The sequence below is a fragment of the Thermopirellula anaerolimosa genome, assembly GCF_054657335.1.
In genome coordinates this window covers 1,367,357-1,381,673 of record NZ_BAAHYX010000004.1, presented here as the reverse complement: position 1 = coordinate 1,381,673, position 14,317 = coordinate 1,367,357, and the positions used below count along the sequence as shown (strand labels likewise).

Sequence of the window (14,317 nt, the reverse complement as noted above, 5' to 3'; positions counted from 1 at the left end):
AAAACACTGCGAGAACGCTTTCATCTTGGGTTGTGCTTGGTCCACCTCGGGCTGACGCCCGAGGCTCCAGGCAAGCGAACACCAACGCGAGCTAGTGATATCAACCCTGGAGCCACCAGCGTTGGGTAGTGGTAAATAACTGGAGCCACCAGCGTTAGCTGGTGGTGAAAACACTGCGCGAGAGTTTTGATTTTGGGTTGCGTTCCATCCACCTCGGGCTAACGCCCGAGGCTCCATTTTTTGATCCACCTCGGGCTGACGCCCGAGGCTCCATTTTTCGCTATCCGCTGGGCACTCGCTTTTTGGTCACCTTTGGCTTACGCTGGAGGCGCCAGTTAGGTTGGCCCCAAGGTCCTTCAAGCTTTCTCTCCCAGTTCTCCCGGCACTCCGCAAGTCTCTCAGGTTTTTTCCAATGTGCGTCAGCGTCTTTCCGAGTGCACGCAAGTCTTTGAAACTCGCCCGAAGTCCTGTAAGCTCTCTCTAGGTCCTTCAGATTTTCACCAAGATTTCAGGAACGGTCGAATGCGTAACTCCGCGATTGCGTGCCTAGTCTCTCTTTGTCACGTCGCGATTCTCGCAACCTGCCTTACCGCGGCCGATCCGCCCCAACCACACGGACCGGTCCCCAGCCCGCGACAACTCCGCTGGCACGATTTGGAGGTCTACGGCTTCTTGCACTTCGGCCCCAACACGTTCACTGATAAGGAGTGGGGCTACGGCGACGAACCGGAAACGATTTTTCATCCCACGGACTTCGACGCCGATCAGATCGCGGCAACGGCCAAGGCTGCCGGGATGCGGGCACTGATCCTGACGGCCAAGCACCATGACGGCTACTGCCTGTGGCCCAGTCGGTACACCGAGCATTCCGTCAAGAACAGCCGCTGGCAGGAAGGCCGAGGCGATGTGGTTAGGGCGATCTCGGAGGCCTGCCGCAGGCATGGTCTGCTGTTCGGCGTGTACCTTTCGCCGTGGGATCGGAACCACAAGGACTACGGCACGCCCGCTTACGTGACGTACTACCGTAATCAACTTCGCGAACTGCTGACGGAGTACGGGCCGATCTTCGAGGTCTGGTTCGACGGCGCCAACGGCGGCGACGGCTATTACGGCGGCGCGCGGACCACCCGCCGCATCGACAATCGCACCTATTACGATTGGGACAATATCTGGAGTATCGTGCGGGAACTTCAACCGGAAGCCTGCATGTTTAGCGACGCCGGGCCGGACGTGCGTTGGGTGGGCAATGAGGCGGGCTACGCGGGCGAGACCTGCTGGGCGACCGTGCGGAGCGGCGACGCCATGCCCGGGGCCGCCGACCCCCGCGTCCTCAACGTCGGCGTCCGCGACGGCGACGTCTGGCGTCCCGCCGAGGTGGATGTTTCGATTCGGCCGGGCTGGTTCTATCACGCCTCGCAAGACGATGCCGTGAAGACGGTGGAGCAACTGCTGGACATCTACTACGCCTCCGTGGGACGCGGTTGCAACCTGCTGTTGAACGTCCCGCCCGACCGCCGCGGGCGGATCCACGAGAACGACGCTCGTGTCTTGAAGCAGTGGCGGGAAGTGTTGGATCGCACCTTCGCCGCGGACTTCGCCCGGGGCGCCGCGGCCTTCGGCCCGACCCGGGGCGACGACGAGCGGTTCTCTCCGCGCAACGTGGCGGACGGCGACCGCTCGACCTACTGGGCGACCGACGATGACATGACCGCGGCCGAGTTGGTGCTGGAACTGCGGCAAGTCGCCACGTTCAATGTGATCCGGGTCCGAGAGTACCTTCCGCTGGGACAGCGCGTGGATGCCTTCGCCGTGGATTGGTGGGACGGCACGGACTGGCAGGAACTCACCTCCGCGACTAGCATCGGCAACCAACGCTTGCTGCGAACAACGTCCGTCACGACATCCAAAGTCCGGCTTCGCATCACCAAGGCGGCGGCTTGCCCGGCTATCTCCGAGGTCGGCCTATTCCTCGCATCGCCGCCGTGATCTTCTCACCCCGTGTGGACTGCGGCTTGCCGCCGCCGTTCAAAGCGGCAGCTTTGCCGCCGCACTCCAAACCCGCTCCCGCACTCCAGACCTTTCGGAGGATTAATAGGGACATTTCCAGTCACGCCGAAAGCGGTCATTTCTATTCGGGTAGAACACATCCCGCCTAGCGCTGCGGCAAGCGTTGGGAATCGAATCGTAAATGCAATCCTTATCGCAATTTACGACGCGAAAATCGGACAGGGTGGCAATTGCGTCGCAGCCGGAAAACCGCTAAAATCAAGGGTTTGTCGCGGCCTGGAATTGCCGCCCACGACGGCGGCCTCTCCCAGGCGTTCCGAATAAGCTTACCCAGTCCTTCATTGAGAGGAATGAGCGTTGTCCGACGACGCGGAAAATCCCTCTATCTCGGAAAATGGTGGTCCTTCCGGCGCGGGAGACGCATCCAACTCTTCCAGCGACAGTCGGGTCGTCGCTTTGGCGATCGAGGATGAGCTGAAGAGCAGCTATCTGACGTACGCCATGAGCGTGATCGTGGCCCGGGCCTTGCCGGACGTCCGCGACGGCCTGAAACCGTCGCAGCGGCGGATTCTGGTGGCGATGAACGACCTGAATCTGACGCCCGGCGCCGCCCGCGTCAAGTGCGCCAAAATCTGCGGCGACACCAGCGGCAATTATCACCCCCACGGCGAGAGCGTGATCTATCCCACCCTGGTGCGCATGGCCCAGGAATGGAACATGCGCTACGTGCTGGTGGACAAGCAGGGGAATTTCGGCTCGATCGCGGGGTTGCCGGCGGCGGCCATGCGATACACCGAGGCCCGGTTGTCGCCGTTCGCCGCGATGATGCTGGAGGATCTCAAGCTCGATACGGTGGATTTCATCCCCACCTACGACGAGCGACACACCGAACCGTCCGTGCTCCCCTCCAAGTTCCCCAATCTGCTGGTCAACGGGGCGACGGGGATTGCGGTGGGCATGTCCACCGACATTCCGCCCCACAATCTCGGCGAAATCTGCGACGCCCTGGTGCGGTTGATCGACGATCCCGACGTCACCATCGACGAATTGATGGAAGTGGTGCCGGGCCCCGATTTCCCCACCGGCGGCATCATTTGCGGAAAAAGCGGCATCCGCCACGCCTACCGGACCGGTCACGGCGGGATCACGATTCGCGCGAGGGCGGAGATCGAGGAGCATCGTCCCGGACGGTTCCGCATCGTCGTACACGAAATTCCCTATCAAAAGCAGCGGGACTCCGTTGAAGAGAACCTGGCCAAGCTGGTCACCGACGGAAAAATCCCTGGTATTTCCAACATCCGCAACGAGAGCGACCTCAAGGAACCGGTCCGGTTGGTCTTGGAGTTGAAGCGCGACGCCGATCCCGAGATCGTGCTCAATCAACTCTATGAATACTCGGAGTTGCAAACCCGCTATTCCATCAACCTATTGGCGTTGGTGGACGGTAAGCCGCGGCTTTTGACCTTCAAGGAGATGTTGCAGGAATTCTTGCGGCACCGTGTGTCGGTGATCCGCCGCCGCACGCAATTCCTGCTGCAACGAGCGCGCCAGCGCAAGCACACCATCGAGGGCCTGCTGCTGGCGTTGGCGGACATCGACGAGGTCATCCGCGTGGTTCGCACGTCGCGGACGCAGGTCGAGGCCAAGGAGCGGTTGATGCAAATCGCTTGTCCGGCGGCGATGCTTGCCCGGGCCTTGGGCGACGAGGGTTTCCGCCAATTCCAAGAGGAGCGGGGATCGGCCGAAAGCTACACCCTCACGGCAGTCCAGGCCGACGCCATCCTCCGCATGACGCTGGGCCAGTTGGTCAACTTGGAGCAGGAAAAGCTGGTAAACGAGCACCGCGGCCTGCTCGACGACATCAACGAATATCTCCGCATCCTCTCCGACGAGCGGAATATCCTCGCCATCATCCGCGAGGAGCAACTCGAGATCAAACGCCGCTTCGCCGACGAGCGACGCACGGAGATCGTGGCCCAGGAAGCCGACAAGTTCGACATGGAGGACCTGATACCGGACGAGATGATGGTGGTTTCCATCAGTTCGGCGGGCTACATCAAACGGACGCCGGTGACCGCCTATCGCGCCCAGCGGCGCGGCGGAAAAGGCTTGAAGGGCGCTCGCGCCGACGACGAAGACCCCATCGAACACCTGTTCCTGGCCAGCGCGCACGATCAATTGCTGTTCTTCACGAACATCGGCAAGGTCCATTGGCGGAAGGTCTGGGAACTGCCGGAATTGCCACGCGACGCCAAAGGCCGCGCCATCGTCAACCTGCTCAATTTGAGCGACGGCGAGAAGGTGGCCAGTTGCCGGCCGGTCCGCGACTTCCATTTGCCCGATCATTACCTGCTGATGGCCACTGCGCGGGGTTTGGTCAAGAAGACCGAGCTATCGGCCTACGGACGACCGATGAAGGGCGGCATCATCGCCATCAAGTTGCGAGAGGGGGACGAACTGGTCGGCGCCGTCATCACGCGCAAGGGCGACGAGATCGTTCTGTCCACGGCCAACGGCATGGCCATTCGGTTCTCGCAGGCGGATGTCCGTCCCATGGGCCGCAACGCGTCCGGCGTCAAGGGCATCACGTTGATGGGCAACGATCAAGTGGTCGGCGTCGTGGTCGCCGATCCGGAGGCCGCCTTGCTGACGGTTTGCGCCAAGGGTTACGGCAAACGCACGCCCTTCGGCCCCAATGCCGAATCGCAGGAGGGCGGCGAATCGCCTCTCGACGAAACCGGCGGCGAATCGCCCGCGGACGATCAAGAGGCCGAAGACCTGTCCCCCGAGACGGCGCCCGAGGAAGCCTCCGCAGAGGGCGCGGAAACTGAGAGCGATGGCGAGGAGGAGGTTTCGTCGCAATTCTACTACCGCACGCAGCGGCGCGGGGGTAAGGGTATCCGAGACATCAAAACCGGCGAACGGAACGGACCGGTCGTGGGCGTGGTCGCGGTCCACGAAAACGACCAGGTTCTGATGATGACGGCCCTGGGCAAGATTCAGCGCATTCACGTCCACGAAATCCGCCTTTCGGGACGCAACACGATGGGCGTGCGACTGATGAGCCTCGATGAGGGCGACGAACTGGTGGCCGTCAAACGCATCCCCGCCGATGATGACGACGAACCGGCGCCGGTGGAATAAGCCGGCGAAAGCCGAGCGCATCGCCGCTTGGTCTGCGCCGCCCAGGTTGGGGAAGAAACGTCCGATCCACGCAGCGTAACCGATTCGCGCCGCGCCGGGAGGCACCCGGAGGATTTTGCAAGCAAGGACCCGGCGATGCCGCGTTACAGGGCATTCATCACCGGAGCCGACGGTTTCGTGGGAGGTTTTCTCCTGGAACACCTGACGGCGGCGGGAGACGAGTTGTTGGGCGCGGTGCCTTTTGCCCTTCCGGAATCATCCGAGTCGCCCCCCATCCTGCGCCAAATCCCTTTGACGGTCTGGAATCTGGCCGATCCTTCGTGCGACGATAGCGCCGTCCGCGAGACGTTGAGGGAGTTCCGCCCCCAAGCGATTTATCATCTGGCGGCGATTTCCTTCCCGGAGGACTGCGGCGACACGTCGTCGGTCCATCCCGTCGCCCAGGCGGTGAACGTCGCGGGCACAGCGAGGCTCTTGCGGTTGGCCGCGGACCTGCCCGAACCGCCGCGCGTGTTGATCGTCAGCAGCAGTTACGTGTATCCCTCCCCCAGCGAACCGCGGCGATACTCCGAGGACGGTCCCATCGCGCCCCGGCGCGGCTACGGACGCACCAAACGCGAGGCCGAGCTATTGGCCCTGGAGGCATGGCGTCGGGAAGGGGTGCCGGTCGTGATCGCGCGAGCCTTCCCGCACACGGGACCTCGGCAATCGCAGCGGATGATGCTGCCGGAGTGGGCCGCCCAATTCGCCGCCGGCACGGATCCCGTTCGCGTGCATACGCTGGAGGCCTGGATCGACCTGAGCGACGTCCGTGACGTGGTTCGGGCATACCGTCTCCTCGTCGAACGCGGCGTCCCCGGCGAGGTATACAACGTGGGGTCCGGCGTCGCACGGCGGAGCGGCGACGTCTTCGAACTGCTTCGACGAATCGCCGACCCGGCGCGGAAGGTGCAAGAGATTCGCCCCGGTCGCAAGTGCGACCCCATCGCCGACATCGGGAAGATTCGCGCGGCGGTGGGTTGGCAACCGGAGATTGAAATCGAGCAAACGGTCCGCGACACCTGGGAATACTGGCGAAGTCGCGCGGCGACGGGGGATTGAACGCGGCGCCGCGGGCACCATCCCGCCCGGCTTACTTACTCGGGCGGTGCGGCCTAGGGCATTCCCTCGACCGTCGATGCGGAATCGCCGCCACTTGGCTTTCGTCCCGAAACCGTGTTGCCCGCATCGGGGCGGTTCAGCGCGCGGCGGGCCCTGTCGACCAATTCGGCGGCCCAAGGCTTTTCTTGATACAGAGAGATCACGGCGCGACGAATCGCGTCGGCCTGCTCGGGATTATCGGCCTGCAATTGGTCGGCCTCATCCAAGCGTTTTTCGACCAGGTCCGATTGATTTTGGATCACGTTCCGCAAGTCTTCGCGCATTCGGGCCAACCGCCGCCGAGCCAGTTCCAAACACCGGGCCGAGGGGCCACCCTCCGAAAGATGCGACTGCGCTTCGGCCGCGTCCGCCGATTCGCGCGCCGGGTCCGAAACCTGTCGGTCCTCGCGCGGCGGCGCGTCCGGGCCGTATAGCGCGATGAGTGCCTCCAAACGACGCATTCCCTCTTCGGGATTGAGCTGCGCGTACCGAACGGCCTCCAAATAGTCGCGCTCGATGGGAATGGCTCCGGCGACGCTCCCGCGCCGACGCGCATCGAACTCGAATCGCCGTTCCAAACGTTGCAACTCGATTTCCTGCTGATACTCGCGAACGGTCTCTGCGCGGTAATCGCCGGGGTACCGCGTCAGGAATTCGTCGATGAGACCTTCCGCGGCGGTAAGCCGGTCGGTCGCCCCGTTCTCGGTCCGGGCCATGATGCGCTCGAACAAGGCGTCGGCGCTGGGGGGTTGAAGGAAATACCAAATCGCGCCGCTTAGGAGGAGCAATCCTGCGGCCAACACCCACGTTTGCAGGGAAACCAGCGGTCGGGTCGCTGTGGGCGGCGGTTCCGCGCGATCCAGTTCCTCGGGCGAGACCGTGACAAAGCGGTCGGACTTGGCGGTCGAGCCGCCCGTCAGCGTCGCGTCCCCACGCTCGCCGCCTTCTCCGCCTGACCCCTGCACGGTCGGCATGCCGGCCATGGGCGTAAAAAAACTCTTCGACGCCTGCTCCTTTTGCGATTCGCTCTGAGCGACGGGATAGCAATCGAAGGCATCCGTTTCCCGGGTCTCATTCCACATGGAGGGCGTGCCGACCCCGCCGAGCTTGGAGGCCTCCGCCGTCGGAGCATCGGGCGTATCGGCTTTTGCGACGGGAGCGGTCATCGTCGGCGTGGGCGGTGGGGCGGCGCTCACCGCGTCGATGGCACGCGTCGCCGCATCCGCCAGGTTCGAAGCCGGCGCATCGGACTGCCCTTCGCCGGGGACGCCGAACTCGATCAGATCTGCGGGCGGTGCCGACCCAGCCTTCGTCTCCTCTCGCGATAGGGCGTGCAACATGGCTTGCAGTCGCCGACCCACCAGCGAGGCCGTCGCGATGCGGCGGTCCGGTTCCTTGGCCAACAACTCCTGAAGAATGCGGTCCAATTCCTCCGGCGTTTGCGGGGCGTACAGGCGAACCGAGTCCGGGGCGGCATGGCGATGAAGCTGCAATATCTCGGCGAATGAACGGACTTTGAAGGGAGGACGTCCCGCCAGCAAGGCGTACATCACGGCGCCCAAACTGTATAGATCGGCTTTGGGGCCGACGGGCAGGGCGTCGGCCTGCTCGGGAGCCATGTATTCGATCGTGCCCAGCACGCTGCCCGCCCCCGTCTGCCCTTGCGTGCCGAAAAGCCTCGCGATCCCGAAATCGGAAAGCTTGACGATTCCGTCCTCGGCGATCAGCAGATTGGCGGGCTTGAGGTCGCGATGGATGATGCCGCGCTCGTGCGCGTGCTTCAACGCCCGGCAGATTTGAATCCCGATCTCCGCCGTTTCTCGCCAGGTGAAGCGGCGACCGCTCCGCAGCTCATCTTCGAGACTCTTGCCGCGGATCAATTCCATGACGTAGAAAAGCACGCCGTCCTGTTCGCCGAAACCGAGCAAGCGGACGATGTTGGGGTGGCGGAGCTTGCGGAGGGCCTCGATCTCCAACTCGAACCGCCCGCGGAAATCGCTTTCCCCGGCGAGAGTCAGGGATAACATCTTGACGGCGGCAGGTTCGCCCGTCTCGTTGTGAACCGCCTCGAAGACCACGCCCATGCCGCCGCGACCAAGACGCCGCACGACGCGATAGGGGCCGAGTTGCCGGATATCCATGGGCGCGCTCCTCCGTATATCGCGTAGCGTCGGCGGTTCGGTGTCGTCACACTCCTACAAGGACAAGATCCGTCAATACGAAACCGCGACGTGCCCCAGTCTCATCCGAAGCACCGGCGAAAAGCATGTGCCGAATCGAGGACGGTCGCACGCCGCCCCCCAAGTTAAGTGCTCTTCTTAAAGAATTTCAGCCACATTGGGAAAAGGAAATACTTAATCCAGGGGGCTAGCCTGCAATCATCTCGCACAGACTCCCGTTAGACCGTTCCCATCTTTCCATTCGCTCCCACTTGTCCGGTCTTTATGCGTTCTTGACGGCCGTTCGGCGTTCACTGAGCCAAGAGCGAACTTCGCGCCACGACCGCGGACCGTGGTCCAGCATCGTAGCAAGGGCGAATCCCGCCGCGAAATTCATCAGTCCCGTCAGGATAAAAAAGAGGATAATTCGCATGGAGGCTTCCGGTTTGCCGTCAGACTTTACCGAAACTCCCACAACCGCCGCGGTTCAGCACTCCTCATTGAGAATGCGGTCGTAGAACTCGACGTAGTGGTGGCGGGTGTCGGGGTTGGATCGGGCTTGGATGGCGGTGCGCGGGTGGAGATTCAATTGGCCCGTGATATTGTATTGCACCAGCGGTCCCCACTCCACCTCGTTGCGGAGCGGTTCGATGTGGTCTTGCAGGAAGCGGTAGACCGGGCGAAGCTTGAATTTGGGATTGCGGAGGAAACCGAGCAGCAGTTCCATGGGGCAGTTGCCGGCGCCCCGTCCTAAGCCGCCCATCGTCGCGTCCACGCGATTCGCCCCGTGGATGATGGCCTCGATGGTGTTGGCGAACGCCAACTGCTGGTTATTGTGAGCATGAATGCCGACTTCCTTGCCGCGATCCTTCACATAGCTGAGATACTGCTTGACCAGTCGCTCGATCTGTTCGGCGTAGAGCGATCCGAAGCTATCGACCACGACCACGGTTTGTGCCGGCGTCTCGGCCAGCAGTTCCAAGGACTGGGCGATTTCGGTCTCCGCCGCCCGCGAGACCGCCATCAGGTTCGCCGAGACCTCATAACCTTTGTCGAAGGCGTCCTTGATCATCTCGCAGGCCTCGACCGTTTGATGCACGTAGAAGGCCACGCGCATCATGTCGAAGACGCTGCGGTCCTTGGGTAGGACGTCGGTACGCCAATCGGTCTTGCCCGCGTCGATCATGGCCGCGAGTTTGAGCGGCGTGGGATTGTCGCCGACGACGCGGCGGACGTCATCCTCATCGCAGAACTTCCACGCGCCGAAGCGGTCGCGTTGAAAGATCTGCTTGGAGGCCTTGTAACCTAATTCCATGTAGTCCACGCCCGCCTCGACGCAGGTGTGGTAGGCCGCCCTCACGAATTCGTCGGCAAAATGATGATCGTTGATCAGGCCGCCGTCGCGAATCGTGCAATCCAAGACCCTCAATTCCGGACGATAGGTAATCCACGGTGCGGTCACGCGAGAATCCTCCCGTTTGCGAACTCGGCCGCTCGGCCGTAACGTACTCCCCGGCGGGCTCCCCGACACGGAATGACTGGAAATCGGATAGAAACGTAGTTTACCCGGATTTTCTCTTCCCGCCTACTTTCCAACACCGGTCAATCAACCATATCTTACGGAAAGAGTCTCTTGGAAGGCCCCCGCGGCAATTCACCGCCCCGTTGCGGCGCGAATACTCCAAGGAATCCCAATACGCGGAAAGCAGGGATTGCGACGGGGCCGGTTCGCCTCGCCATGCTCGTTGGTTCGCACCCGGACCTCACGGAAATACCGATGCACGATCGCCACGAAGAACCGGACTTTCGTCCCCTGGCCGAGGCTCCCGCCGAAACCCGCCTTCTTCCGGGCACGGCTATCGAGATCGTTCGACCGCCGGTCGGGGGGCGAGGATTCCATTACTCCCTGTTCGACTTCGACGGAACGCTCAGCCTGATTCGGGCGGGCTGGCAGGATGTGATGATCCCCATGATGGTGGAAATCCTCCACGACGTGGATCCCGGCGAGTCCGCCGCGAGCCTGGAAGCGTTGGTTCGCGACTTCGTCACGGAGTTGACCGGCAAGCAAACCATTTACCAGATGATCCGCTTGGCGGAGGAGGTCCGACGCCGGGGCGGACGACCTCTGGAACCGCAACAGTACAAGGCCGAGTACATCCGCCGCCTGATGCAGCGAATCGGCGAACGCCGCGAGGGTTTGCGGACCGGGCGCTATCGACCCGACGATTGGCTGGTCCCCGGTTCGCTGGAGTTGTTGGAGTTGCTTCGGCGACGGGGCGTAGAGTTGTATCTGGCCAGCGGTACGGATCAACCGGACGTCCGCGAAGAGGCGGCCTTGCTCGGTCTCGATCGCTACTTCGGGGATCGCATATTCGGGGCCGTGGAGGACTATCGCCGCTTCTCCAAGGCTAAGGTGATTCAAGACGCCCTGCGGGAACACGGCGTCTCCGGCGAATACCTGCTCGGATTCGGCGACGGCTATGTGGAAATCGTCAACGTCAAAGAGGTGGGGGGGACCGCCGTCGCCGTGGCCAGTGACGAGACCTTCCGCGACGGACGCATCGACGCCTGGAAGCGGGATCGCCTGATCCGCGCCGGGGCCGATTTGGTCATCCCGGACTATCGTCAGTGCGGGCAGCTCATAGACTATCTGTGGAGCGTTTAAGCCGCCCGGTTTGCCGCAGTCGCACGGTTCCGCGACGGCCTCGCCGTTTCCGCATTCCGCATCTCAAGACCGAGAAACCCGACCTCATGCCATTCCCACGATTCGACCGCCGCCGTTTGCAACTGCGTCCGCTTTCGGAACGAGTGCACGACTTGGATTTGTCCTGCATGCGACACCCGGGGGACCCGCCGCCGGACTTTTCGCATCCGTCGCTCTCCGTCCTTGCGAGTCGCATCGTCGAGGCCCGTCGGCGAGATTCGGCCGTCATCTTTTTCTGCGGCGCGCACGTCCTGCGGCAAGGCAACGGGCCGCTCCTGATCGACTTGATGCGTCGCGGATTGCTGACGCACCTGGCCCTGAACGGCGCCGGAGCGATCCACGACTTCGAGTTCGCCTTGATCGGGGCCACCACGGAAAGCGTCGCGCGGTACATCAAGGAGGGGCAGTTCGGGTTGTGGCAGGAAACCGGTCGCATCAACGAGGCCGCCCAGATCGCCGCACGGGACGACATCGGCTTGGGGGAGGCGATCGGCCGCGTGATCGAAACGGAGTCCTTCCCTCATCGCGACATCAGCGTGCTCGCCGCCGGTTATCGCCTCCGCGTGCCCGTCACGGTCCACGTGGCCTTCGGCCAAGACATCATCCACGAACACCCCAATTTCGACGCAGCGGCAACCGGCAAAGCCGCCGACAACGACTTTCTCGTCTTCTGCCGGAGCGTATCGCAATTGGAGGGCGGCGTGTTTCTCAACATCGGTTCGGCCGTCGCCGGTCCCGAGGTCTACCTCAAAGCGCTCAGCATGAGCCGCAACGCGGCGAAGCAAGAGCATCGTGAAATCCGGCATTTCACGACGGGCGTCTTCGACCTGATACCCATCGAATCGGACACCACCCGCGAGGTCCCCAAGACGGACCCGCGATACTATTACCGTCCCTACAAGACGGTCTTGGTTCGTACGGTGGCCGACGGGGGCGAAAGCCACTACGTTCAAGGCGAGCATCGTCTGACCGTGCCCGCCCTGTACCACGCCGTCATCGCCGCAACGGAATCGCCTTCCGTCGATTCGTAAAGGTATATCCGCGGGCACCGTATCGACGAGCTGGAGCGACCGGGGAGTGCGGGAAAAGAAGACATGGCGGACGGCGCATGCTGGTACATCGGTCTGGATGAGGCGGGCTACGGTCCGACCATGGGCCCGTTGGTGATCGCCGCCACGCTATGGCAGGCCCCCGCCGCCGCGCCGCCCGACACTTGGTATTCGCGGCTTGCCCCCGCCGTTCTGGAACCGTCCGCGTGCTCGGGTCGCAAACACGCAGCAGTGAGTTCCGACGGCGCGCCTCCTCCCTGCGTGATCGGCGACTCGAAGCAGGTCTATCAGTCGGGAAAAGGCTGGGCACGCCTGGAGCATTCCGCCTTGGTCCTGACGCGATTTTGCGGCGTCGAGGCGGACACGTGGCGGGAACTGGTTCGCCGCCTGGACGGTCGGGCGTTCGGCGATTTCGCCGACCTCCCGTGGTTGGCGCGGTTCGATACCTCGTTGCCGCTACCCCCCGCCGAAGAAACCGCCCGCGACGCGGTCGCCGCCTCCGCAACGGCCTTCCGAAGGGTCGCCGATGCATCGGGTCTGCGTCTCCGCGACGTCCGCTGCCGCCTGCTCTGCGAACCGCGATTCAACCGCCTGGTAGCCGAGCATGAATCGAAAGGCCGCCTGCTCTCGCTGGAAACGCTCACCCTGGCGCGGGAATTGATCGAATCGTGCGACGATGATAGCCCGGGCCGCGTGTATTGCGACAAACACGGCGGACGGGATCGGTACCTCGACGTCCTCTACGAGACCTTGTCGCCGGAATGGATCGAAGTGATCGGCGAGGGCCGAGAGGAAAGCCGTTATCGTCTCGGTCGTCCGTTCGAAGGGTGGGAAATCCGCTTCACGGCACGCGGCGATCGCCTGTTTCCCGTCGCCGCCGCTTCCATCTTGGCCAAGTACCTTCGCGAAGCGGCCATGCGGGCGGTCAACCAATTCTGGGCGGCGCGAATCCCCGGCCTGGCCCCCACCGCCGGATATCCCGAAGACGCCCGGCGGATGCTGCAAGCCATCGAGGCGATGCGGGCATCACTCGGCATCCCCTTGGATTGGGTCCGCCGCAGGAAGTGAGTCCCGACAAAACGAATCGTGCGGAGGCGGCGAGGCTCGCTTCTCTGCCTTGTCTTCCTTGCGGCAGACGGCGGAGTGATTGGGAAGCTACTCGATGCCCTCGCGCGTGCTGAATTCGGCCCAGACGGGAAGATGGTCGGCGACTTGAGCGGCCTGCCCCGCCGAAATCTTGAACTGCCGCACGAGGTCCATCACGCCGTGTTTGCCTGTGTACTCCGTCGTCGCCCGACGGTCCAGGAAGAATCCGTCCACAGCGCCCTTGCCGTCTACGGTGGTGGGAATGTCCAGCATCACGGGGACCACGTCGGCAAGTCCCGACAGTCCTTGGCGGAGGGGAGTTCGGTCGCCGAAATAGCCGGCTAGGATGATATCATCCTCTCCCCGACCGTCGTCGCGTACGGCACGAAACACGTCGTCGAGCAAGTCCGTCTCCTCCTCCGCGCGGAGCGTGTCCACCTGCACCCCGATCAACGTGAAGGTGAACGCCTCTTGCGGCGGCACCCCTCGGGCGCGAAAGGCGGCGGTCAAGGGAAGGAATTGCAGTCGCTTCAACGGATCGTCCACCACCCGAACGGTTCGCCGATCGATTTCCACTCCCGACAGATCGAAGACCACCACGATTCCGCGCGTGGTGACGACGCGGAGGGACTCCGGAAGCGTTGCGTAGCTGAAGACCGCGCGATCGCGATTGACGTAATCCATCAGTCGGGCGATGACGCCGCGATCCCGCAGATCCACCCCTTGCAAGACAATCACGTCGAATTGGCGAATGACGGCGGCCAGGGCGGCGGCGACGCCGGGCGTCAGCAGTTTTTCCTCCGTCAGCGGTGTGACGTTCCAACTGCAAATGCGAAGCGAGGACTGCGACTTGGGAGGAGGAAGCGCCGGTACCATCGGCAACTCCGCGGCGTCCTCGTGCTTGTCCGCGCCGGGAGCCGACCAGACGGGAGCGGGCAGCATGCCGCGCGCAACCAGTCGCGGAATCAGCCACCACGAGGCCGTAATCCCGCCCACCAGCAGTATCAAACCGTAAAGCGGTCTCATAT

At 63.1% G+C, this 14,317-nt stretch carries 10 protein-coding genes; 6 read left to right on the top strand and 4 right to left on the bottom strand.

Annotated elements, in window-relative coordinates:
• The first annotated feature begins 522 nt into the window (after nucleotides 1–522).
• The 3 genes from ACYQ6J_RS05730 to ACYQ6J_RS05720 all read left to right on the top strand — a co-directional run bounded on the left by ACYQ6J_RS05730 (nucleotide 523) and on the right by ACYQ6J_RS05720 (nucleotide 6,252).
• Nucleotides 523–1,986 (top strand): alpha-L-fucosidase, encoded by a 1,464-nt coding sequence (locus ACYQ6J_RS05730; RefSeq protein WP_460183238.1) that lies wholly within the window; start codon nucleotides 523–525, stop codon nucleotides 1,984–1,986.
• A gap of 378 nt (nucleotides 1,987–2,364) precedes the next feature.
• The gene (gene gyrA, locus ACYQ6J_RS05725) at nucleotides 2,365–5,151 is read left to right on the top strand and encodes a DNA gyrase subunit A (RefSeq protein WP_460183237.1); all 2,787 of its coding nucleotides are present in this window, start codon (nucleotides 2,365–2,367) and stop codon (nucleotides 5,149–5,151) included.
• Between the two features lie 135 nt (nucleotides 5,152–5,286).
• The gene (locus tag ACYQ6J_RS05720; RefSeq protein ID WP_460183236.1) at nucleotides 5,287–6,252 is read left to right on the top strand and encodes an NAD-dependent epimerase/dehydratase family protein; all 966 of its coding nucleotides are present in this window, start codon (nucleotides 5,287–5,289) and stop codon (nucleotides 6,250–6,252) included.
• A gap of 53 nt (nucleotides 6,253–6,305) precedes the next feature.
• Here ACYQ6J_RS05720 and ACYQ6J_RS05715 read toward each other — a convergent pair whose 3' ends face one another.
• From ACYQ6J_RS05715 to ACYQ6J_RS05705, 3 genes are all read right to left on the bottom strand, one after another.
• Entirely contained in the window at nucleotides 6,306–8,432 is a 2,127-nt protein-coding gene (locus ACYQ6J_RS05715; protein WP_460183235.1) for a serine/threonine-protein kinase, read from the bottom strand.
• A gap of 301 nt (nucleotides 8,433–8,733) precedes the next feature.
• The gene (locus tag ACYQ6J_RS05710; protein ID WP_460183234.1) at nucleotides 8,734–8,883 is read right to left on the bottom strand and encodes a hypothetical protein; all 150 of its coding nucleotides are present in this window, start codon (nucleotides 8,881–8,883) and stop codon (nucleotides 8,734–8,736) included.
• 54 nt (nucleotides 8,884–8,937) lie between these two features.
• A complete protein-coding gene (locus tag ACYQ6J_RS05705; RefSeq protein WP_460183233.1) occupies nucleotides 8,938–9,912 on the bottom strand; it encodes an aldolase catalytic domain-containing protein in 975 nt (324 codons plus the stop codon).
• A 315-nt stretch (nucleotides 9,913–10,227) separates the two neighbouring features.
• On the opposite strand from ACYQ6J_RS05705, the gene ACYQ6J_RS05700 reads away from it, so the two are divergent.
• The 3 genes from ACYQ6J_RS05700 to ACYQ6J_RS05690 all read left to right on the top strand — a co-directional run bounded on the left by ACYQ6J_RS05700 (nucleotide 10,228) and on the right by ACYQ6J_RS05690 (nucleotide 13,271).
• Nucleotides 10,228–11,115 (top strand): HAD family hydrolase, encoded by an 888-nt coding sequence (locus ACYQ6J_RS05700; RefSeq protein WP_460183232.1) that lies wholly within the window; start codon nucleotides 10,228–10,230, stop codon nucleotides 11,113–11,115.
• A gap of 86 nt (nucleotides 11,116–11,201) precedes the next feature.
• Nucleotides 11,202–12,185, top strand: a complete 984-nt coding sequence (locus ACYQ6J_RS05695; protein WP_460183231.1) for a GSU2086 family protein — start codon at nucleotides 11,202–11,204, stop codon at nucleotides 12,183–12,185.
• Nucleotides 12,186–12,248: 63 nt separating this feature from the next.
• On the top strand, nucleotides 12,249–13,271 hold the full coding sequence (locus tag ACYQ6J_RS05690) for a ribonuclease H family protein (protein ID WP_460183230.1): 1,023 nt from the start codon (nucleotides 12,249–12,251) through the stop codon (nucleotides 13,269–13,271).
• Between the two features lie 87 nt (nucleotides 13,272–13,358).
• Here ACYQ6J_RS05690 and ACYQ6J_RS05685 read toward each other — a convergent pair whose 3' ends face one another.
• Nucleotides 13,359–14,315, bottom strand: a complete 957-nt coding sequence (locus ACYQ6J_RS05685) for an exonuclease/endonuclease/phosphatase family protein (protein ID WP_460183229.1) — start codon at nucleotides 14,313–14,315, stop codon at nucleotides 13,359–13,361.
• Between the last annotated feature and the right edge of the window lie 2 nt (nucleotides 14,316–14,317).

Excerpts from the sequence above, each read along its gene's own strand:
- ACYQ6J_RS05695 (WP_460183231.1), top strand. The coding sequence starts at position 11,202 with ATGCCATTCCCACGATTCGACCGCCGCCGTTTGCAACTGCGTCCGCTT.
- ACYQ6J_RS05720 (WP_460183236.1), top strand. The coding sequence starts at position 5,287 with ATGCCGCGTTACAGGGCATTCATCACCGGAGCCGACGGTTTCGTGGGA.
- ACYQ6J_RS05730 (WP_460183238.1), top strand. The coding sequence starts at position 523 with ATGCGTAACTCCGCGATTGCGTGCCTAGTCTCTCTTTGTCACGTCGCG.
- ACYQ6J_RS05715 (WP_460183235.1), bottom strand. The coding sequence starts at position 8,432 with ATGGATATCCGGCAACTCGGCCCCTATCGCGTCGTGCGGCGTCTTGGT.
- ACYQ6J_RS05690 (WP_460183230.1), top strand. The coding sequence starts at position 12,249 with ATGGCGGACGGCGCATGCTGGTACATCGGTCTGGATGAGGCGGGCTAC.
- ACYQ6J_RS05685 (WP_460183229.1), bottom strand. The coding sequence starts at position 14,315 with ATGAGACCGCTTTACGGTTTGATACTGCTGGTGGGCGGGATTACGGCC.
- ACYQ6J_RS05710 (WP_460183234.1), bottom strand. The coding sequence starts at position 8,883 with ATGCGAATTATCCTCTTTTTTATCCTGACGGGACTGATGAATTTCGCG.
- ACYQ6J_RS05700 (WP_460183232.1), top strand. The coding sequence starts at position 10,228 with ATGCACGATCGCCACGAAGAACCGGACTTTCGTCCCCTGGCCGAGGCT.